Raw genomic sequence first — 18,077 nt, 5'->3', positions numbered from 1 at the left:
CAACGAGGAGATTGAATCGATGGCTGACGACCGTTTTCCCAACGATCCGTACCGCCCGAACCTCGCCGACGATGAGTATCTTCGCGCGGCGCGCCGGGATGCCGACCTTCAGGCCGATCCCGAGCTTGGCGAAGGCCCCGCTTCCAGCGGCAAGGTTGCGCTGTTCGCCGTTGCGATTGCGCTGGTGCTGGGTGCCGTGTTCTACGGCCTGAACAATACCACCACTAGCAACCAGGCCAGTAACGCCCCGGCCTCGCAGACGGCACAGACGCAGCCCACCAATCCCGCCGCGCCTCCCGGCATGCGCGACGTGACGCCACCGCGCAACAACGCCGAGCCGGGCGTGACCACGGGTGCGGCGCCGAGCAAGCCGGCCCCGGATACGCAGAAGCCGTCTGACGGCGCGAAGTAACACTTAGCAATAGCGCGTGAAAGCGGCGGGACTCAAAAAGTCCCGCCGCTTTTCGTTTCCTGGGCTGATCGTCGCCTCTAGCTGAACATCTTGTTCAGCTCGCCGCCGGGATAACCGCTGCCGAGCTCGGTGAACGTACCCTTCTCCGCCATCTCCTTTGCCGCACGCATGAAGCCGCCCCAGGCGGCGCGGGCGAGCGAGCCGCCGACGCTGATCCGGCGGACGCCGAGATCGGCGGCCTCTTGCAATGACAGGCCGGAGGCACCGATCAGAAGATTGAACGGTTTGGGATGCACCGCCTTCCCCACGGCGCTGATGTCCTCGCGGGTCTTCAGACCCGGCGCATAAAGGCAGTCGGCGCCGGCATCGGCGTAAGCGGTGAGCCGGTCGATGACCAGCTTCAAGTCGGTCACGCCCCACAAATACGCTTCGCAGCGGCCGACCAGCAGCGTGCCGCTGTCGCCGATCGCCTTGCGCGAGGCCTTGATGCGCTCGACCGCGAGTGCGCGATCGTAGAGCGGCCTGTCCTTGTCGCCGGTGGAATCCTCGATCGACAGGCCGGCAACGCCGGTGCGCACGCAGCGCTCGACATTGTCCGCGACCCTCTCAGGCTCGACCGCGAAGCCGCCCTCGAAATCGGCGTTGACGGGGATGTCGACGGCCGAGCTCAATGCTGCCAGATGCTGACAGACATCCTCGACGCTGACGTGGTTATCGGCCTTGCCGATGGTCCAGGCAAAGCCCGCGCTCGACGACGCAATCGCCTTGAAACCGAGATGCTGCAACGCCTTGGCGCTGCCGATATCGACCGGATTGGGCAGGATGAAGCAGCCGCTTTCGTGCATCTTCTTGAAGGTCGCGCGCTTGTCCGCGGTCGTGACGTGCATGTTTCTCTCCCTTGTTGGCCGCGCAGACATAGGCGCGCTAACACGGCAGCGCCAGTGCGCGCCCGGCAGCGCTAGTGCGCGTCGTGCACCGCCCGGCTGTCCTTCGGCGCCTGCTCGCGATCATTCATGCCGTAGTCTCTGACCACGCTGGCGATGCGCAAATGATAATCGGCAAAGATCTGCGCCCTGCCCTTCGCCTGGGTGCGGCGGTGCTCCATCGTGTTGCGCCAGGCCTGCACTGCCGCCTCGTCGCGCCAGAACGACACCGACAGGATCTTGCCCTTCTCGGTCAGGCTCTCGAAGCGCTCGACCGAGATGAAGCCGTCGATGGTTTGCAGGATCGGCTTCAGATCGGCTGCGAGGTCGAAATAATCCTGGCGGTGTTCCGGCTTCGGCCAGACCTCGAAGATCACGGCGATCATGGGCATCTCCTGCTGCTATCGGGCCTACAATACCACCTTGCGCAGGAACGTGCGCTCTTCAGCGAGGATGAATTTGTGTTCCTCGGCGAAATGGAAATTCGCCATGCCCTCCGCATCCTGCCGCAGCCGCGCGCGATAGGCCTCGTATGCGGCCAGACTCTCGAAGCTGATCAGCCCGAAGGCGATGTTGTTGGTGCCCTCATGCGGCATGAAATAGCCGATCAGGTCACCGCCGCATTTCGGGATGATGGTGAGCCAGCGCTTCGAATATTCCTCGAACTGCGCGCGCTTGAACGGGTCGATCTGGTAGCGGATGAAGACGGTGACGGACATGATGGCTCCTGTTTTCTTCCGTCACTGCGAGCGCGGTCTCGTAGGGTGGGCAAAGGCGCGTCAGCGCCATGCCCACCATTTCTTCGTAATAGCAACAGAACGTGGGCACGCTTACGCTTTGCCCACCCTACGGCTTCGGCTCCTCGCAATGACGTGTTTGCAGCAACACGCTACGCCCTTGCCCGACCACAATGCTTCGGCTACCATCGAAGCATGAAATCAGGACCCGACATCGCCCTGGTCGCTTCGCTGGTCGGCGATCCCGCGCGCGCCAACATGCTCACCGCGCTGATGAACGGCCGCGCGCTCACGGCGAGCGAGCTGGCGCAGGAGGCCGGCATCACGCCGCAGACTGCGAGCTCGCATCTGGCCAAGCTCGAGGCCGGCGGGCTGGTCGAGCCGGAGAAGCAGGGCCGCCACCGCTACTATCGCCTCACCGACGACGACGTCGCCAGCGTGCTCGAGGGCCTTGCAGGCCTTGCCGCGCGCACCGGCCACATGCGCGTGCGCACCGGGCCGAAGGATCCCGCCTTGCGGCGCGCGCGGATCTGCTACGACCACCTCGCCGGCGATCTCGGCGTGCAGATGCTCGATTCCCTGCGCGAACGGAATCTGGTCAAGCAGAAGAAGCAGGACATCGAGCTGACGGCCGAGGGCGAACGCTTTCTCGCCAGGCATCTGCAGATCTCGCCCGGCATGCTCACCCATCCACGTCGCCCGGTGTGCAAAGCCTGCCTCGACTGGAGCGAACGGCGCCATCATCTCGCCGGCACGCTGGGGGCCGCCATGATGCAGCGCTTCGCCGAGCTGAAATGGGCGGCGCGCGATTCCACGCCCGGCAGTCGTGTCGTCAACTTCACCCGCACCGGCGAGAAGCAGTTTGCCGCGCTGTTCGGCGACGGGAAGGACTGACCCGCGCGCCGCCACACCGGAAGTGCGCGCCTCAAATGCTCCCGGCCCCGGCGTCGTGGAGGATTGCTGCCGGGCCGGCCGCCGACGCCAGTGTCTGTCGCGCCAAGCCGCATGCCGGGAGCGTTCATGCCGCATTCAGGTCATGATTGGCAGGTTTGGATCGCGCCGTGCCGGCATGTTGCAAAATTAACATGTCGAATCGTGTCTTTTGATTCATTGTGCGCCGCAAGCGCCAAGCTCCCGAAGACTTGCTCCAAAGACCTGCCTCCCGAGAGTTGCCTCCAAAGACTTGCCCCCAAAGACTTGCCCCAAGGACGAGAAGGAAGATCACATGAAATACCTGTTCGCCGCCGCCATGCTCGCCAGCGCGGTTGTCGGTTTCAGCGAGGCCGCCAGCGCCGCGCAGGGTTGCGGCCCGGGTTGGTATCGTGGCGCCTACGGCGGCTGCCGCCCGATGCGCGGCGCGGTCGTCGTGCGCCCCGCCCCGGTGGTGGTCGCTCCGCCAGTCGTCGTCGTGCCGCGCGCGCGTGTGTGCCCCTATGGCTTCCGCTGGTACGCCGGCCGCTGCCGCCCGTTCTGATCTCTTTGCATCGCAAAGATGGCCGCGCAGGTTCAGCCTGCGCGGCCATTTTCGTTTTCAGGCTTGTTCGTTTTCAGGCTTGCCGCCGACTAATCGTCCGCCGTGGAGTTTGAGCGGCCTGGAATCGAAACGGGGACCGCGGCTGCGTCCCCGTCCAATTCGCGGCTTGCCGCGGCTCACCAGTGGCGGCGGTGCCAGCGCCGGCGACGCCAGCCCCAATGACGGTGACCCCAGCCCCGGTGGCGGCCATGCCAGTGAACCTGTTCCGGCGTCAGCTTGGCGGCTTCCTCGCCGGTGGTGACGGCAGGATGAGCGTCGGGGTTGCCTTGCGGCATGCGCGCGGGATCGCCGACCGGCTGCGGCGACAACGGCGCGGCCTGCGCGGTCGCGGCGAAGGCGGCGGCGCCCGCCGTCACTCCCAATGCAAGTTTCAAAAAGTTCCGGCGCTCCATGACATGTCCTCTAGGCTATCGAGCAAGTGATGCAGAGGGAGTGTCGCGGTCACGACATGAACCAAGGCTGAATCCTGTGTTCAGATTCAGAAATGAAGTGAGGTGGAGAATTCGTAGCCTGGATGGACCTCGCTACTTCGCAAACTCCTGCGCCAGCACCAGCGTCTCGCGCGAACGCCTGACATCGGGCCAGTCGCGGTTGAAATCGGCGACGAGCTGGTTGAGCGCATCGCCCTTCAGCATCGCCGCGAGCTTGGCCTCGTCATCGAACTGATACATCGCCTGATGCAGCGAGGGATCGTCCAGGCTCCAGAATCGCCAGGCTTTGCTCACGCCGAATGCCTTCACCGCGTCGGGCACATGTTCCCTCTCGTACCATCGGTCAAAAGCGGCGCGCTTGCCGGGATCGGTGACGATGGCGCGAACGACGAAGAAGGCAGCGGGCATCGGGTTTCCTCCTGTTGTTTGGCGCGAACCTAGCCGGATAAGCCGCCGCCGACAAAAAGAGTTGGCGCGGGTGTCGGAACGGACGCCCTTCGCTCGTCCTTTGTTTCGAACCAGGACACGGAGACAGCAAATGGCCGACCTCACCCTGACCACCTTCAATTGGGTTCCCGAACCGCCGCGAGGATTCGTGCGCGACCTTCGCGTGCGCTGGGCGCTCGAAGAGGCCGCGCTGCCCTATCGCGTCGCAAGCGCCCCATTCGACGATCGCGGCGCCGCACATTTCGCGCATCAGCCTTTCGGCCAGGTGCCCTGGCTGACCGACGGCGACCTCTCGATCTTCGAGACCGGCGCGATCCTGCTGCATCTCGGCGGGCTCAGCGAGAAACTGATGCCATCAGATCCGCGCGGCCGCACTGAAGCGACGGAATGGGTGTTCGCGGCGCTCAATTCGGTGGAGATGGCCAGCCTGCCCTGGGTAATGTCGAAGTTCATGGGCCATCCGACCGACACGGCGGCGTGGAAATTCGTCGACGACTTCCTCAAGCTGCGGCTGAAGCATCTCGAGCCGGTGCTGGCCGGCCGCGAATGGCTGGCCGGCTCCTTCTCCGTCGCCGACATCCTGATGTCGGACGTGCTGCGCGTCGTCGATGGTTTTGGTGGCCTGGCGGACAGTCCTGCCTGCCGCGCCTACGTCGCGCGCGCCACGGCCCGCCCGGCCTTCATCAAGGCCCATGCCGACCAGATGGCGCATTTCGCTGCGGCGGATAAGGCACGCGCGTAGTTCGTAGGGCGGATTAGGCGAAGCCGTAATCCGCCAACGCCTGCATCCGGCGATAAAGACATTGGCGGATTACGCTGTCGCTAATCCGCCCTACACCTCACACCAGCTTCAGCGGCGCGTCGGCGACCACGCGCAGGTCGATGCTGCCGATCAACGCCGCCCGGCGTGCCTCCGCAGCACTAATGGCGTCGTCCGTCTGCCGCAACGTGCTGACGTTCGAGCCCAGCGACACGATCCCGCCCAGCACCAACGCGATCGATCCGAGGGCTGCGGTCTGACCGAAGCCGAACACACCGAGGATCGTGATCAGCAACAGCGCGGCCCCGCCACCGATCGCGATCTTGGACGCCAGGATGTACTTCCGGCACCGCTCGGCGATCTCGGCAAGCCGCTCGATGCGATCCTCGATGTCGGAGATTTCGTCCGTCGGATCGTCTTTGGTCATTGGATTCGAAATTTTAAGGTGACTCGATTGCAAATAGAACCTAGCAACGAAGGCTCTCGTTCAGCCAGGCAGCTTGCCTCCAACCGACTTGTAGAATTCCGCAAGTTGGTTCGCTAACAGTGAGGCCAATAAATCTTCCATCTGCGAGACGTCGATCCGGTCTCCATCGCGAAAGGCTAAATCGGCCGCATCCAACGCGTCGAAATAGGGCTTTCGGTTGTCGACAATTTGATCCGGTATCGTCGGTGTGCCCGGCAGAAGCGCACCAGCACGAATTGAAAGGACGACATACGAGACAATCCGGGAGGTACGACCATTCCCGTCCGCGAACGGATGAATCCAATTCAGCCGCCACATGAGATAGGCGCCGAGATGGATCGGCGTGCTAGCCTCCCACCGATCATTGACGTAGTCGCACATGTCCTCAACGAGTTCGGGGACCAGATGTGCACCAACGGGCTCATGCTTGCTTCCCTCGATGGCAACGCCGCCGGGGCGATAGTTGCCAGCGTAAGAGCTGATGCCTGCTAAAGCTTCTCGCTGCAAACCGAGGATGAGTGACGGACGGAGCTTGAATGAGCCTCGCTCAAGAGCCGTCTGTATCACGCCAATTGCTGCGTCGTACTGACGGAACCCGTTCCGAGCTTCGGCCGCAGCCTTTTCCTGAGGATCGGTAATCAACTCAGGTTCGAGCGCACGGCTATCGCGCCGTTCACGCTCTTCGCTTGTCATTTTTTATCCTTGGCCAGCTTTTCGGCCTCACGATCCACCATTTCGCGCGTGATGAGCGAATTTTCGAAATGGGTATTGCCATACACGAAGCTCCGCCGCTGCTCCTCCCGATGTTCCGGGGATGGATTAGCCGTCTTGGCAGCTTCGATCAGCTTCTTGAGTGCGTCGGTCATGACACCAATATAGACGAGTCCATTCAGGGGCACCATGCGATTTTATACGTAGTGCCCCCGGTAAGTTCATCTCACAACGGCAAATTGTCGTGCTTCTTCGCCGGCGCTTCCACCTTCTTGTCCTTCAGCATCGCCAGCGCGCGGGCGATCCGCTTCCGCGTCGAGTGCGGCATGATGACGTCGTCGATATAGCCGCGCTCCGCCGCGATGAAGGGCGACAGGAAGCGGTCTTCGTATTCCTTGGTGCGGGCGGCGATCTTGTCGGGGTCGCCGATGTCGCTGCGGAAGATGATCTCGACCGCGCCCTTGGCGCCCATCACCGCGATCTGGGCGGTCGGCCAGGCGTAGTTCATGTCAGCGCCGATCTCCTTGGAGGCCATGACGTCGAAGGCGCCGCCATAGGCCTTGCGGGTGATGATGGTGACCAGCGGCACGGTGCACTGCGAATAGGCGAACAGCAGCTTTGCGCCGTGCTTGATCAGGCCGCCATATTCCTGCGCGGTGCCGGGCAGGAAGCCCGGCACGTCGACGAAGGTGACGATCGGGATGTTGAAGGCGTCGCAGAAGCGGACGAAGCGCGCGGCTTTCCGCGATGCGTCGCTGTCGAGCACGCCGGCCAGCACCATCGGCTGGTTGGCGACGAAGCCGACGGTNCGGCCNGCGATGCGGCCGAAGCCNGTGACGATGTTCTTGGCGAANNTNTCCGCGATCTCGAAGAAGTCCCCCTCGTCCACGACCTTCAGGATCAGCTCCTTCATGTCGTAAGGCTTGTTCGGATTGTCCGGGATCAGCGTATCCAGGGACATGTCGACGCGACCGATGTCGTCGAAGCTCGGCCATTCCGGCACGCCGTCACTGTTGTTGGACGGCAGGAAGTCGATCAGGCGGCGCATCTGCAGAAGCGTCTCGACGTCGTTCTCGAAGGCGCCGTCNGCNATCGAGGAGCGCGTCGCGTGCACCGAGGCGCCGCCNAGCTCTTCGGCGGTGACGACCTCGTTGGTGACGGTCTTCACGACGTCAGGACCGGTCACGAACATGTAGCTGGTGTTCTTCACCATGAAGATGAAGTCGGTCATNGCAGGCGAATAGACGTCGCCGCCGGCGCAGGGGCCCATGATGACGGAGATCTGCGGGATCACGCCGGAGGCNAGCACGTTGCGGCGGAANACGTAGGAATAGCCGGCGAGCGCGGCGACACCCTCCTGGATGCGGGCGCCGCCCGCGTCATANAGGCCGATGATGGGCGCCCGCGCCTTCATCGCCATGTCCTGGAGNTTNGTGATCTTCAGCGCNTGCGTTTCCGANAGCGAGCCGCCNAACACCGTNAANTCCTTGGCGAACACGAACGTCTTGCGGCCGTTGACGGTGCCCCACCCCGTGACGACGCCGTCGCCGGGCACCTTGTTCTTCTCCATGCCGAACTCGGTGGAGCGGTGCTCGACGAACATGTCGAACTCCTCGAACGATCCCTTGTCGAGCAACAGCTCGATACGCTCACGCGCGGTCAGCTTGCCGCGGGCGTGCTGCGCCTCGATGCGCTTCTCCCCGCCGCCGAGCTTTGCGCCGGCGCGACGGTCTTCAAGGGCGTCCAGGATGTGTTTCATTTGCTCCCGCCAGTTCTTAAGTGATGCGGGGTTCTAACACGGCATTTTGCGGACCGGAAAGCGCCTTTCCGCGCCGCAGGGCTGCCCTGTCCGGGCTAAAAGCGTGAGAGATTACAAAGCTTTGCCCGGGAGGCGAGCATGGACGAGAGAATGGCCGAGACTGGTGCGGCGACGGGCGGCGTCAACATCCTGCTGCGGCTGGAGGGCCTCACCCTGTTTATCGGGATGGTGATGCTTTACTGGGCCTGGGACGGCTCCTGGCTGGTCTTTGCCCTGCTCTTCTTCGTCCCCGATCTCAGCTTCCTGGCATACCTGTCCGACGCCAAATTCGGCGCGCTGATCTACAACGCCGCCCACAGCTACATGGCGCCGGTGTCGCTGCTGACGCTGGGCTTCGGCCTCGGCTCGCCGCTCACCTTGTCCATCGCCTTGATCTGGCTCGCCCATATCGGCATCGACCGGGCGCTCGGCTATGGCCTGAAATATTCCGCCGGGTTCGGCTTCACCCATCTGGGCCGGATCGGGCGGCAAAAAGACGCCTGACGCGCACGAATTTGGTCGCCCGGCCCGGTTGACCGGGCCTGCCGATTCAGGCTTGCTTCGCGCTCGCGATCAGGCGCCGAATGTTGCGTGAGCTCAGTTGGTACGGCGGCGGTCATTACGCCTTGGCTCGAGCATCACGCAAGCATCACTGAGATGTCCGCGACGGTCGTCCCCCTGCCGCCGAACTCGTCGTCCCAAATCATCGACTTCCTGCGGCGGATGGCCAGCATGGTGTCGGGGCGGAACGGCGAGATGCTGCTGCGCGCCGCAAGCCTGATCGAGTCGCTGGCGCAGCGCGCCATGTCGGCCGAGCGGCTCTATCATGAGCAGCTGGATGCGAGCACGCGTAACGCCGAGCTGCGCGAGGCCGCCGATCTCGCCTCCGATGCCATGGTCGGCCAGATCGAGGTGCTGCGGGCACAGCTTGCCGAGGTCACCGCGGCAGCCGCCGCCGAGCGCACCGCCTTCGATGCCGAGCGCGGCAAGCTGATCGGCGTGATGCAGAATGCCGAGAGCCATATCGGCAAGCTCACGACCGAGCTGGACAGCTTGCGCGCCTCAGTCGACAGCTTCAACGCGACCGCGGTCTCCGTGCCGATCGAGGTGCTGCGGCTGGCGCGGACGCAGTTCGATTTCCTCTCCGCAGGGTTTGCCCGCAAGGGCGACGTGATCTCGCAGGCGATGAGCGAGATCGGCGGCTTTGCGATCGACCAGGCGCTGACGGCGAAGAAGAGCGACACCGCCTGAGGCGGTCGCCCCTGGCTACGTCGAGCTCAACCCGCATGTCGGCGGCAATCCGAAGACGGCCGCCGAGTCGCGCAAGGCGGTGGAGGAGTTTTTGCAGGTGTTGTTCAAGTTGGGGTGAGAGGCATCTCGGCCTGCACCGGTGCCGTAGGGTGGGCAAAGCGTAGCGTGCCCACGAATCGTCGCTTACGGCATAAAGATCGTGGGCACGGCGCTACGCGCCTTTGCCCACCCTAGGGCGGCTGCGCTCGACAGAACGATTGCACCACTCACAGGCTAGATCGCGCCGATCTCGGTAAGGCAGGCTTGCGTCAGTGTCATGCGCTCGCCGACGAGTCGCGGCTCCTTGCAATCCATGTTGAGCGCGAACACGGTGTGCGTCTCGCCCTTTTCCGCCCAGCCCACCATCCAGCCGAGCGACGGCTCGCCGCGTTCGGCCCCCAGCAATCCGGACTTGGCGCGAATGACGCTGTCGCCGACCTTGGTCACCGGCAGGATGTCGGCGACCAGATCCTGGCTGCGCTTGCTGATCGGCAGCGCGCGGCGCCGCAGCCGGTCGACGAAATCGATCTGCTCGACCGGGTCGATGCGTAAATTCCCGGTCAGCCAGAACTGGTCGATGCCGCCGCCGATGTCGCGGTTACCGTAGTCGAACTCGTCGACATACTTTTGCATTCGCTCCTAGCCAATGCGGCGGGCGATCTCCTGATAGACCGGCACTGCGCTCACGGCGATCGCGCTACGCAGCGTGTGATCCTTGTTCCAGGCCTCGATCGGACGCTTCACGCCATCCCAGGGAAACACGTCCTTGTCGGGGTCAGTGACGACGCCCGTCTCCAGCGCGATCAGCGAGTTCGGGATCTTGAAGGTCGAGGCCGGCAGCTTGCCTTCGCCCGAGCGCTCCTTGTCGCTGGCGACGACCAGGTAGTCCTCGACCTTGTAGCCGACGAAGGTGCCTGATGTACCGAGGTCGGTGAAGCGCTTTGCGAGGCTATCGCGGATCTCGTTGCGCGGCGGCGCGACATGGGCGAGCGCGCGCGATGGCAGGATGGCAGATGCGGCGAGAAGGCCGAGAGTGGAGCGGCGGGTGAGCAAGAGCGATGTCCGTCAAACGATGAAAGTGATCGCGACCATGCCGCCGCTCCATGGTGAAACGATGACAGATCATGCTCTACCGCCCCCGGCCCGACAGCCGCAGCACGAATACCAGCACTTCGGCGACAGCCTTGTAAAGGTCCGGCGGGATCTCCTCGCCGAGCTCGACCTTGGACAGCGCGCCGGCCAAAACCTCGTTCTCCTCGATCGGGATGTCGTGAGCCCTGGCGATCTCGACGATCTTCTCGCCGATCGTGCCCTTGCCCTTGGCGACGACCACGGGCGCGTTGGTACCTTTTTCGTAATGCAGCGCGATGGCGAGCTTGGATGGGTCGCTCATGTCGCCCGATCCAGGAAGTGGCCGGCGCGGGCCGGTGCCGGCTGCGGCGGCGTGCCCTCGCGAACCAGAATGTCGCCGGGCTTGAGCTCGGCCCGCGTCAGCGCCTGATTGAGCTCGCCGATGCCGGCGCGCAGCTGCTGCACCGTCGCCGGCCGCTCCGCCCACATCCGCACGAAAGTCTTGTCGCCGTTCAGCGTGATCAGCGCGTGCACGGGGCCGGCCGGCTCGACGTTGAGCGAGAAGCGCGCGCGCCAGGCGCGCTTGGCGGCATCGGCGGATTCGCCAGCGCCATCGCGCGAGATTTCGAACTGCGCCATCGCGGTGCCCTGCGGCGTTGCAAAGGGAATCTCGAAATTCCACTGCGGCATTGCCGGGTCGATGCGGTGGCCAGAGGCGTCGGTGCGATCCGGGAGCGAAGCGACCTGCAACAATGTCTGCCGCGCGATGGCGGCATCGGTGTCGTCGAGCAGGCGATGCACGGTTGCGGACAACGGCGTGTCCGGCGCGAGCGAGGGCGAGGCAATCGCCTGCGGCGAGGGCAATGCACCACGGAACGGCGGTGGCGTCGCACGTGCGGCTGCTTCGAAGATGTGGCCGTCGGGCACGGCTTTGTTCGAGCCGGGCACGTTGCCGGTCAGGCGCGGCAGGTTTTCCGTGACCTCCTGCAGGAGGCTCGCGGCAAGCCCCGCGGACATGGTGCGCGGCATCGCGGCTTGCTGAGCGTTTCCGACGACGTCCGCGAGCACGGCGGCCGCGAGATTGGCGTTGCGCGGCGTCTGCGCGATCTCGGGGCCGGAAGCGGACGCGGACTGCGCGGCCTCACCTGCGGCCTGAGCAGGCGCAGTGGCGACCTGCGGTGTCTCTGTCGTCGCAGCGGGAGTTGCAGCGCCCTGTGGCGCGGCGGTTTCGAGCGTGGTCAGCGTCTGGCGCAGCACCAGCAGCGCCGCCTTCAGGTCGGGCGTCGTTCCGGCGGGCGGCCTCGCGCCGGCGGCCAGCGAAGCCTCGAAGAACAAGCCGGATTTCTGGAACGCGGTTTCGACATCGGCGCCATCGAGCCCGGGACTGAGCGGCGTCTGCTGCGCCAGCACGTCCAGCACTGCCTGCTTCAAGCCCGCAGGCAGATTGCTGCCGGTGACCACGGACGCCAGATTGGCGAACAGCGGTGCCTGGCTGCCCTGTTTTGTGGCGGCCTCGGCCGAGGCCGCGGTGACAGCGGCCTGCTCCAATGGCGTCAGCATGTTGCGTGTCGCGGCCGCGGACGGCGCCAGCGGCGGGCTTTCCACCAGCGAAGCCGCACGCGGCGTCAGCGTGATCTGATCGGCAGTGGCCTCGCCTGCCCCGTTGATCACGGAGAGCCTGATGGTGCCGTCGTTCTGCGAGACCGCCAGCTGGAGATTCTGCCCGGGCGTCAGCGCCACCTCCGACATCACGTCCATCGAGAGGTTGGCGATCGCGATCCGCACCAGATTGTCGGCCATCACGCTGACGACCCTGGCATCGACGACGCTGCCGGCCTGCAGCACGAGGTCCGGCGTCGTCGCATCAGCAACGGGGCTGGCGGCACTGACGGGGAGGATGGAAGTGACCGGCGTCGGCATCTCAGGGGCCCATGGAGCGCTGGCCACACCCTAAGGCCACCGTCGTAAACCTCTCGTTAAGGACCTTCGGCTGCGGACGCCTTTGCCGCCGCCAGAACCGCTACGGCGGCCTCGAAATCCCTGAGACGGGTGGCCCGACGGCTGGCGGCCTCCTCGTCCACGCCCCATTGGTCGATGTTCCAGTCCTCATCGACATGGGCGGCGGCCCAGACCTGGCCGGCATCGCGTGCCCCATGCGCCAGCGCCAGCGCCAGCAGCGCCGAGCCGGTCAGGGTCGTCACCACGTGGAGTGCGGCGACCGACCAGGCGTCCCCCGGCAGCGCGGCGCGCGCGGCCTCGACCGCCTCATCGGGCTGCTTCACATGCATGACGCCCTCGGACAGGATGAAATGCGCGCCCAGCGTGTCCGCGGCCCAGAACAGCACGGGATCCCAATGCGCGGCCTCGCGGGCGACCAGCCCTTCGGGATGGCCGGCACGATAGAACAGCAAGTCGGACTCGAAATATTTCGCAAGGTCGTCGCTGACGAGCTCGACGCGATCGACAACGCCCTCGACCACGCTGTTGGCGATCCGCGTCAGCGGCATGGTCATGGGGTCGATGCTCTCGCCCTGAGCCGCCCATTCCGCGGCCACGGCATCGGCGAGCGCGCGCGACGGAATCACCACCTGGCGGCCGGAGGGCGTGCGGATCGGCTTGCCGTCGAGCGTGATGGCGAAACCGCCTTCGGCTTCGGTCGCGCTCGCCTCCTTGTAGAAGCGCTTGCGCTGCGGCGGGCGCGCGGACGCGCGCGCCGATTCCCGCGGGTCAGGCGGGGGTTGCCCTGCTGCTTCTTCGAACAATTCGCGCATCGTTTCTTCGGTCCCTGTCGTCGGTCAGATTATCTGTCTCGTCATGACTTGGCCACGACCATGAGTGCTGCTAGTTCGCGCAAGCGCGTGAGTAAGTGCCGCGATCGGCTGGGCCCAGTCCCGCAGCTGCGGCGGCGTCGAGGCACTTTGTGACACGATCGCTGAACGAGTTACGCGGAAGCGGCTGGTAGTTGTAGCGCGGCGGCGCGTCGACTTGCGGAACCTGCGGCACCTCGATCTTCGGCGGCGGTGGCGGCTGAGGCAGCGGTGGGGCGAGCCGTGAAGCGTCCGGCAGCACGTATTGCGCGTGGGTGGCCTGCCCCACACATAGCGCGGCCAACAGCACAAGATAGATCGAGAGCCGTGTCATGGAGGATATGTCGTGGGTCTACCACCCCCGTTCAACCCGGCTATTCTTCAGGCGCGTTCTCGATTGGATCAAACCGGCTTGCATCCAGCCCGAGCAGATTCCACGACTGCTGCATGTGCGGCGGCAATGGCGCGGTGGCGTCGATCACGCCGCCGCGGGGATGCGGAATGACGATGCGGCGCGCGAGCAGATGCAGCCGGTTTTGCAGGCCGCCCGGCAGCTGCCAGTTCTCGATGTTGAAATATTTGGGATCGCCGACGATGGGATGGCCGATATGGGCCATGTGGGCGCGCAGCTGATGGGTGCGTCCCGTCACCGGCTTCAGCGACACCCAGGTCAGCTTGTTGCCGGCGGTCTCGACCACCGCGTAATATGTCACCGCGTGGCTGGCGCCCTCGTCGCCATGCTGGGCGATGCGCATGATGGTGTCGTCCTCGCTCTCCTCCTTGGCGAGGAAGGTCGAGATGCGGCCCTGCTTCGGCTTCGGCAGGCCCGGCACCAGCGCCCAATAGACCTTTCGCGCCGAGCGCGAGCGGAACGCGCCGGTCAGATGCGAAGCGGCAAACCGCGTCTTGGCAACCAGCAGACAGCCTGACGTCTCCCGGTCGATACGATGCACCAGGCGTGGCTTCTGGCCCTTGGAATCGCGCATCACCTCCAGCATCTGGTCGATGTGCCGCGTCATGCCCGAGCCGCCCTGCACGGCAAGGCCGGCCGGCTTGTTCAGGACAAGGACGTCGTCGTCCTCAAAGATCGTCATCTCCTTCAGCGCCTTGAGGGTCTTCTGGGCGGCTTCCGAGAGCTCGCCGATGCCCTTCGGCGTGTCGAGCTTGAGCGGCGGAATGCGGACGCTCTGGCCCTCCTCCAGGCGGTCCTTGCTGTCGACGCGCTTGCCGTCGACGCGCAGCTCGCCTTTGCGGACGACACGCTGGATGTGGGAGAACGACAGGCCGGGAAAGCGCGCCTCGAGGAAACGATCGACGCGCATGTTGTTCTCGTCGGCGGTCACCTTGACGGTCTGCACCTTGGTCGGCAACAGCGCCTCGACGGGCTTTTCGGGCGCGGCCCTTTCCAGCTCGGCTTTCGGCGCGCGCCGCTCGGCGCGCTCGCCGGCAAAGCGCGGCGGCTTGCTGCCGCCGGGCTTGCCACCCGGCCGGGGTCCAGCCTTAGACGCGCTACGTGCCTTGAACGGGCGAGAATCGTCGCGCTCGTCACGCGAACGGGGCTTCGGGTTCATTCTCTTGATGCGGCGGCTCATGGTTGCCTGCGTACCCTAAAAGCCGGGTCCCGTCACGGCGAAATGGCCGTTTTTAGCGCGGGCCGCCCCGCTCCTTCCTCAGCTTGGCCCAGTAATCCAGCCGCTTCCTGATCTCGCGCTCGAAGCCGCGCTCGGGCGGGTCGTAGAACGTTTGGCGACCCAGGGCTTCCGGGAAGTAGTCCTGCCCGGAGAAGGCGTCGGGGGCGTCGTGGTCGTATTCGTAAGATGCGCCGTAGCCTTCGGACTTCATCAGCTTGGTCGGCGAATTGAGGATGTGCTTTGGCGGCAGCAGCGAGCCGGCCTGCTTGGCGACCTGCATCGCCGTGCCGAAGGCGGTGTAGACCGCATTCGATTTCGGCGCGGTGGCGAGATAGACGACGGCCTGCGCGATGGCGAGTTCGCCTTCGGGATGGCCGAGGAAGTCGAACGCGTCCTTGGCCGCATTGGCGATGACGAGGGCCTGCGGATCGGCAAGGCCGATGTCCTCCACCGCCATGCGCACGACGCGGCGGGCCAGGAACAGCGGATCCTCACCGGCATCGAGCATGCGCGCGAGGTAATACAGCGCGGCGTCGGGATCGGAGCCGCGCACGGACTTATGCAGCGCCGAGATCAAATTGTAATGGCCATCGGCCGATTTGTCGTAGATCGGCGCGCGGCGCTGCAAAATCTCCTGCAACTGCGCGGCATTGAAGATCTCGTCCGCCCGCGCCGAACGCCAGACCTCTTCGGCGAGCGTCAGCGAGGCGCGGCCATCGCCATCGGCCATGCGCACCAGCACGGCGCGCGCTTCCGCATCGAGCGGCAGCTTGCGACCTTCGACCTCCTCGGCATGCGCAAACAGTTTTTCGATCGCGGCGGCATCGAGCGAGCGAAACACCAAGACGCGCGCACGAGAGAGCAACGCCGCGTTGAGCTCGAAGGACGGATTCTCCGTGGTGGCGCCGACCATCACCACGGTGCCGTCTTCCATCACGGGCAGAAACGAATCCTGCTGGGCGCGGTTGAAGCGATGCACCTCGTCGACGAACAGCAGCGTGCCCTTGCCCATCTCGCGGCGGGCGCGCGCGGCGTCGAAGGCTTTCTTCAGATCGGCGACGCCGGAGAACACCGCGGAGATCTGCTCGAAATGCAGGTCGGTCGCATCCGCCAGCAGCCGCGCCACCGTGGTCTTGCCGGTGCCGGGCGGGCCCCAGAACACCAGCGATCCCAGCGTGCGCGTCTCCAGCATGCGCGTCAGCGCCCCGTCGGGACCGAGGATGTGGTCCTGGCCCACGACCTCCGACAGCGCGCGCGGGCGCAACCGGTCCGGCAGCGGATGCGGAGCGTCGTGGTCGAGCCCCGCCGCGGCAAAGAGCGTTGGCGTTTGTGGTCGCTTCGGACTCATCCGCCCAGCGTGACGTTGATCTGCTGGCCGCCGCGCACCAGCGTGATACGCCAGATCCGCGGGCGCTCTCCGGCCGCCTTTTCGAGGTCGCCGGTCCTGCTGATCTTCTGGTTGTTGACCGCCAGAATGATATCGCCCTTCTGGAAGCCGACATTTGCGGCCGCACTGTCGCCGCCGAGATCGGTGATCACGACACCCTCGGTGTCGGCGTCAAGATGCAGCTCGTCGGCGACCGCCGGCGTGATGGTCGAGACCTTCGCGCCCTGGAACGGCGAACGCGCGGTGACGACGAGCTCGTTACGTCCCGTATCGGGCGCGGTCTCCAGCGCCACCGTCAGCTTGAGCGGCTTGCCGCTGCGCTGCACGTCGATCTGCGCGCTGCCGCCGAGCGGACGAGTGGCGAAGCGATAGTCGAAGGCGTTGGGATCATCTACGGTCTGGCCATCGATCCCAGTGATGAGATCGGAGGACTTCAGGCCGGCCTTCGCGGCGGGGCCGTTCGACACCACGCTCGCGACCAGCGCGCCGGTCGGCGAACGCAGGCCGAGGCTCTCGGCGATCTCGGGCGTCACCGCCTGCAATTTTGCCCCGAGCCAGGGACGCTTCACCGCCTTGCCGCCGCTCTTGGCGGAGGCGACGACGACACGCACCATGTTGGCAGGGATCGCGAAACCGATGCCTTGCGAGCCGCCGGAGCGCGAATAGATCGCGGTGTTGATGCCCGCCAGCTTGCCGGCCATGTCGACCAGCGCGCCGCCGGAATTACCGGGATTGATCGCCGCATCGGTCTGGATGAAGAACTGATAGTCGGTGATGCCGACCTGCGTGCGCGCCAGCGCCGAGATGATGCCGTGAGTCACGGTCTGGCCGACGCCGAAGGGATTGCCGATCGCGAGCACGACGTCGCCGACCAGCAATTCGTCGGAATTGGTGAAATCGAGGGTCGGGAATTTCTCCTTGGTGTCCTTCAGGCGCAGCACGGCAAGATCGGTGCGCGTATCCTTCAGCAGGATCTCCGCCTCGAACTCGCGCTTGTCCGACAGCGACACCTTGACCTGGTCCGCGCCCTCGATGACGTGGACGTTGGTGACGACGAGGCCGGACGCATCGACGATGACGCCGGAGCCGAGCGAGCGCTGCATCTGCTCGGGCTGTTGGCCCGGCACGCCGAAGAAGCGGCGGAAGATCGGATCGTCCAGCAGCGGGTTGCGGTTCTGCACCACCTTGGCGGCATAGACGTTGACCACGGCCGGCTGCACCCGCTGCACGATCGGCGCATAGGACAGCCGCAGCTCGGCCGGCGATGACGGGACCCGACGGTCCTGCGCAGCAGCCGGGTTGAAGTGGGCGGAAAAGCCTATGCACAATGCCGTGACGACGGCGGTCCGGATCGATCGAAACATTCCTACCTCTTGGAAAAGACGCCGGAATATAGGCGCGTTCGTCCCCCAATAGAAGGGCGCCGGGCGGCAATATTCGGCCTCGGTCTGACGTCTACGGCCTGCAAGCCAAGCGTGCGGAACGGCGATTTGTCTTGCCCCGCGGATTGGCATGACACGCATCATCTTGCATCCTTGCTCGCGGTGGATTCGGTTGCGGCGAATTTACATCACCGGGAACCAGGCAACCGATGCGCGTCGTCGCGGGGCAGTCATCAATCGTTCCTAGCCTCACCGCCTACGACTTGGGGAATTGGTCAAACCATGGAGTC

At 65.1% G+C, this 18,077-nt stretch carries 22 protein-coding genes and 1 pseudogene; 6 read left to right on the top strand and 17 right to left on the bottom strand.

Annotated elements, in window-relative coordinates; all coding sequences use genetic code 11:
* Window positions 1-19: 19 nt before the first annotated feature.
* Window positions 20-412 (top strand): hypothetical protein, encoded by a 393-nt coding sequence (locus A3AS_RS0135990; RefSeq protein ID WP_018322303.1) that lies wholly within the window; start codon window positions 20-22, stop codon window positions 410-412.
* Window positions 413-489: 77 nt separating this feature from the next.
* On the opposite strand, the gene A3AS_RS0135985 is transcribed toward A3AS_RS0135990, so the two are convergent.
* The 3 genes from A3AS_RS0135985 to A3AS_RS0135975 all read right to left on the bottom strand — a co-directional run bounded on the left by A3AS_RS0135985 (window position 490) and on the right by A3AS_RS0135975 (window position 2,054).
* A complete protein-coding gene (locus A3AS_RS0135985) occupies window positions 490-1,299 on the bottom strand; it encodes an oxaloacetate decarboxylase (protein WP_018322302.1) in 810 nt (269 codons plus the stop codon).
* Between the two features lie 71 nt (window positions 1,300-1,370).
* On the bottom strand, window positions 1,371-1,721 hold the full coding sequence (locus A3AS_RS0135980; protein ID WP_026202720.1) for an antibiotic biosynthesis monooxygenase: 351 nt from the start codon (window positions 1,719-1,721) through the stop codon (window positions 1,371-1,373).
* Between the two features lie 24 nt (window positions 1,722-1,745).
* Window positions 1,746-2,054 (bottom strand): NIPSNAP family protein, encoded by a 309-nt coding sequence (locus A3AS_RS0135975; RefSeq protein ID WP_018322300.1) that lies wholly within the window; start codon window positions 2,052-2,054, stop codon window positions 1,746-1,748.
* A 213-nt stretch (window positions 2,055-2,267) separates the two neighbouring features.
* On the opposite strand from A3AS_RS0135975, the gene A3AS_RS0135970 reads away from it, so the two are divergent.
* Together A3AS_RS0135970 and A3AS_RS0135965 are read left to right on the top strand one after the other, a co-directional pair.
* Window positions 2,268-2,966 carry a winged helix-turn-helix domain-containing protein gene (locus tag A3AS_RS0135970; protein WP_018322299.1) on the top strand — a complete coding sequence of 233 codons (699 nt, stop codon included), beginning with the start codon at window positions 2,268-2,270 and terminating at the stop codon, window positions 2,964-2,966.
* Between the two features lie 331 nt (window positions 2,967-3,297).
* Window positions 3,298-3,546 carry a GCG_CRPN prefix-to-repeats domain-containing protein gene (locus A3AS_RS0135965; protein ID WP_026202719.1) on the top strand — a complete coding sequence of 83 codons (249 nt, stop codon included), beginning with the start codon at window positions 3,298-3,300 and terminating at the stop codon, window positions 3,544-3,546.
* Window positions 3,547-3,722: 176 nt separating this feature from the next.
* Here A3AS_RS0135965 and A3AS_RS0135960 read toward each other — a convergent pair whose 3' ends face one another.
* Together A3AS_RS0135960 and A3AS_RS0135955 are read right to left on the bottom strand one after the other, a co-directional pair.
* Window positions 3,723-3,998, bottom strand: coding sequence for a twin-arginine translocation signal domain-containing protein (locus tag A3AS_RS0135960; RefSeq protein WP_018322297.1), 276 nt, complete (start codon window positions 3,996-3,998; stop codon window positions 3,723-3,725).
* Window positions 3,999-4,130: 132 nt separating this feature from the next.
* Window positions 4,131-4,445 carry a hypothetical protein gene (locus tag A3AS_RS0135955; protein ID WP_026202718.1) on the bottom strand — a complete coding sequence of 105 codons (315 nt, stop codon included), beginning with the start codon at window positions 4,443-4,445 and terminating at the stop codon, window positions 4,131-4,133.
* A gap of 130 nt (window positions 4,446-4,575) precedes the next feature.
* On the opposite strand from A3AS_RS0135955, the gene A3AS_RS0135950 reads away from it, so the two are divergent.
* Window positions 4,576-5,226 carry a glutathione S-transferase family protein gene (locus A3AS_RS0135950; protein WP_018322296.1) on the top strand — a complete coding sequence of 217 codons (651 nt, stop codon included), beginning with the start codon at window positions 4,576-4,578 and terminating at the stop codon, window positions 5,224-5,226.
* Window positions 5,227-5,323: 97 nt separating this feature from the next.
* Here the strand turns inward: A3AS_RS0135950 and A3AS_RS0135945 are convergent, their stop codons facing one another.
* The 4 genes from A3AS_RS0135945 to A3AS_RS0135930 form a co-directional block, all read right to left on the bottom strand.
* A complete protein-coding gene (locus A3AS_RS0135945; RefSeq protein ID WP_018322295.1) occupies window positions 5,324-5,671 on the bottom strand; it encodes a hypothetical protein in 348 nt (115 codons plus the stop codon).
* 60 nt (window positions 5,672-5,731) lie between these two features.
* Window positions 5,732-6,403, bottom strand: coding sequence for a Fic family protein (locus A3AS_RS0135940; protein ID WP_018322294.1), 672 nt, complete (start codon window positions 6,401-6,403; stop codon window positions 5,732-5,734).
* Window positions 6,400-6,576, bottom strand: coding sequence for a hypothetical protein (locus A3AS_RS48680; protein WP_183234613.1), 177 nt, complete (start codon window positions 6,574-6,576; stop codon window positions 6,400-6,402). The genes A3AS_RS0135940 and A3AS_RS48680 overlap by 4 nt, the downstream gene beginning before the upstream one ends.
* A 71-nt stretch (window positions 6,577-6,647) precedes the next feature.
* Window positions 6,648-8,180, bottom strand: coding sequence for an acyl-CoA carboxylase subunit beta (locus tag A3AS_RS0135930; protein ID WP_018322292.1), 1,533 nt, complete (start codon window positions 8,178-8,180; stop codon window positions 6,648-6,650).
* 138 nt (window positions 8,181-8,318) lie between these two features.
* Between A3AS_RS0135930 and A3AS_RS0135925 the strand changes: the two genes are divergently transcribed.
* Complete coding sequence (locus A3AS_RS0135925) at window positions 8,319-8,723, top strand: DUF4260 domain-containing protein (RefSeq protein WP_018322291.1); 405 nt, start codon at window positions 8,319-8,321, stop codon at window positions 8,721-8,723.
* Window positions 8,724-8,876: 153 nt separating this feature from the next.
* A complete protein-coding gene (locus A3AS_RS0135920; protein ID WP_018322290.1) occupies window positions 8,877-9,470 on the top strand; it encodes a hypothetical protein in 594 nt (197 codons plus the stop codon).
* 273 nt (window positions 9,471-9,743) lie between these two features.
* Here the strand turns inward: A3AS_RS0135920 and blaOXA are convergent.
* The 8 genes and pseudogenes from blaOXA to A3AS_RS0135880 form a co-directional block, all read right to left on the bottom strand.
* A pseudogene (gene blaOXA / locus A3AS_RS0135915) lies at window positions 9,744-10,562 on the bottom strand (class D beta-lactamase).
* Window positions 10,563-10,638: 76 nt separating this feature from the next.
* Window positions 10,639-10,902 (bottom strand): EscU/YscU/HrcU family type III secretion system export apparatus switch protein, encoded by a 264-nt coding sequence (locus A3AS_RS0135910; RefSeq protein ID WP_018322289.1) that lies wholly within the window; start codon window positions 10,900-10,902, stop codon window positions 10,639-10,641.
* Window positions 10,899-12,500: a flagellar hook-length control protein FliK gene (locus A3AS_RS0135905; protein ID WP_018322288.1), complete on the bottom strand. Its 1,602-nt coding sequence runs from the start codon at window positions 12,498-12,500 to the stop codon at window positions 10,899-10,901. The genes A3AS_RS0135910 and A3AS_RS0135905 overlap by 4 nt, the downstream gene beginning before the upstream one ends.
* Before the next feature lie 56 nt (window positions 12,501-12,556).
* Window positions 12,557-13,351, bottom strand: coding sequence for an ATP12 family chaperone protein (locus A3AS_RS0135900; RefSeq protein WP_018322287.1), 795 nt, complete (start codon window positions 13,349-13,351; stop codon window positions 12,557-12,559).
* Between the two features lie 70 nt (window positions 13,352-13,421).
* The gene (locus tag A3AS_RS0135895) at window positions 13,422-13,721 is read right to left on the bottom strand and encodes a hypothetical protein (RefSeq protein WP_018322286.1); all 300 of its coding nucleotides are present in this window, start codon (window positions 13,719-13,721) and stop codon (window positions 13,422-13,424) included.
* Between the two features lie 40 nt (window positions 13,722-13,761).
* On the bottom strand, window positions 13,762-14,979 hold the full coding sequence (locus tag A3AS_RS0135890; protein WP_018322285.1) for an RluA family pseudouridine synthase: 1,218 nt from the start codon (window positions 14,977-14,979) through the stop codon (window positions 13,762-13,764).
* A gap of 52 nt (window positions 14,980-15,031) precedes the next feature.
* Window positions 15,032-16,366 carry a replication-associated recombination protein A gene (locus A3AS_RS0135885; RefSeq protein WP_018322284.1) on the bottom strand — a complete coding sequence of 445 codons (1,335 nt, stop codon included), beginning with the start codon at window positions 16,364-16,366 and terminating at the stop codon, window positions 15,032-15,034.
* The gene (locus A3AS_RS0135880) at window positions 16,363-17,769 is read right to left on the bottom strand and encodes a DegQ family serine endoprotease (RefSeq protein ID WP_018322283.1); all 1,407 of its coding nucleotides are present in this window, start codon (window positions 17,767-17,769) and stop codon (window positions 16,363-16,365) included. Before A3AS_RS0135880 ends, A3AS_RS0135885 begins: the two co-directional genes overlap by 4 nt.
* Window positions 17,770-18,077: the final 308 nt, after the last annotated feature.

It is taken from the genome of Bradyrhizobium sp. WSM2793, from assembly GCF_000379585.1.
In the GTDB taxonomy this organism is placed as follows: domain Bacteria; phylum Pseudomonadota; class Alphaproteobacteria; order Rhizobiales; family Xanthobacteraceae; genus Bradyrhizobium.
The sequence above is the reverse complement of the archived record's forward strand: the minus strand, read 5'-3'. Positions and strand labels throughout refer to the sequence as shown.

What these genes read in the sequence shown, in the direction of transcription:
- A3AS_RS0135990 (WP_018322303.1), top strand. Translation starts at nt 20, where the DNA reads ATGGCTGACGACCGTTTTCCCAACGATCCGTACCGCCCGAACCTCGCC.
- A3AS_RS0135985 (WP_018322302.1), bottom strand. Translation starts at nt 1,299, where the DNA reads ATGCACGTCACGACCGCGGACAAGCGCGCGACCTTCAAGAAGATGCAC.
- A3AS_RS0135980 (WP_026202720.1), bottom strand. Translation starts at nt 1,721, where the DNA reads ATGATCGCCGTGATCTTCGAGGTCTGGCCGAAGCCGGAACACCGCCAG.
- A3AS_RS0135975 (WP_018322300.1), bottom strand. Translation starts at nt 2,054, where the DNA reads ATGTCCGTCACCGTCTTCATCCGCTACCAGATCGACCCGTTCAAGCGC.
- A3AS_RS0135970 (WP_018322299.1), top strand. Translation starts at nt 2,268, where the DNA reads ATGAAATCAGGACCCGACATCGCCCTGGTCGCTTCGCTGGTCGGCGAT.
- A3AS_RS0135965 (WP_026202719.1), top strand. Translation starts at nt 3,298, where the DNA reads ATGAAATACCTGTTCGCCGCCGCCATGCTCGCCAGCGCGGTTGTCGGT.
- A3AS_RS0135960 (WP_018322297.1), bottom strand. Translation starts at nt 3,998, where the DNA reads ATGGAGCGCCGGAACTTTTTGAAACTTGCATTGGGAGTGACGGCGGGC.
- A3AS_RS0135955 (WP_026202718.1), bottom strand. Translation starts at nt 4,445, where the DNA reads ATGCCCGCTGCCTTCTTCGTCGTTCGCGCCATCGTCACCGATCCCGGC.
- A3AS_RS0135950 (WP_018322296.1), top strand. Translation starts at nt 4,576, where the DNA reads ATGGCCGACCTCACCCTGACCACCTTCAATTGGGTTCCCGAACCGCCG.
- A3AS_RS0135945 (WP_018322295.1), bottom strand. Translation starts at nt 5,671, where the DNA reads ATGACCAAAGACGATCCGACGGACGAAATCTCCGACATCGAGGATCGC.
- A3AS_RS0135940 (WP_018322294.1), bottom strand. Translation starts at nt 6,403, where the DNA reads ATGACAAGCGAAGAGCGTGAACGGCGCGATAGCCGTGCGCTCGAACCT.
- A3AS_RS48680 (WP_183234613.1), bottom strand. Translation starts at nt 6,576, where the DNA reads ATGACCGACGCACTCAAGAAGCTGATCGAAGCTGCCAAGACGGCTAAT.
- A3AS_RS0135925 (WP_018322291.1), top strand. Translation starts at nt 8,319, where the DNA reads ATGGACGAGAGAATGGCCGAGACTGGTGCGGCGACGGGCGGCGTCAAC.
- A3AS_RS0135920 (WP_018322290.1), top strand. Translation starts at nt 8,877, where the DNA reads ATGTCCGCGACGGTCGTCCCCCTGCCGCCGAACTCGTCGTCCCAAATC.
- A3AS_RS0135910 (WP_018322289.1), bottom strand. Translation starts at nt 10,902, where the DNA reads ATGAGCGACCCATCCAAGCTCGCCATCGCGCTGCATTACGAAAAAGGT.
- A3AS_RS0135905 (WP_018322288.1), bottom strand. Translation starts at nt 12,500, where the DNA reads ATGCCGACGCCGGTCACTTCCATCCTCCCCGTCAGTGCCGCCAGCCCC.
- A3AS_RS0135900 (WP_018322287.1), bottom strand. Translation starts at nt 13,351, where the DNA reads ATGCGCGAATTGTTCGAAGAAGCAGCAGGGCAACCCCCGCCTGACCCG.
- A3AS_RS0135895 (WP_018322286.1), bottom strand. Translation starts at nt 13,721, where the DNA reads ATGACACGGCTCTCGATCTATCTTGTGCTGTTGGCCGCGCTATGTGTG.
- A3AS_RS0135890 (WP_018322285.1), bottom strand. Translation starts at nt 14,979, where the DNA reads ATGAGCCGCCGCATCAAGAGAATGAACCCGAAGCCCCGTTCGCGTGAC.
- A3AS_RS0135885 (WP_018322284.1), bottom strand. Translation starts at nt 16,366, where the DNA reads ATGAGTCCGAAGCGACCACAAACGCCAACGCTCTTTGCCGCGGCGGGG.
- A3AS_RS0135880 (WP_018322283.1), bottom strand. Translation starts at nt 17,769, where the DNA reads ATGTTTCGATCGATCCGGACCGCCGTCGTCACGGCATTGTGCATAGGC.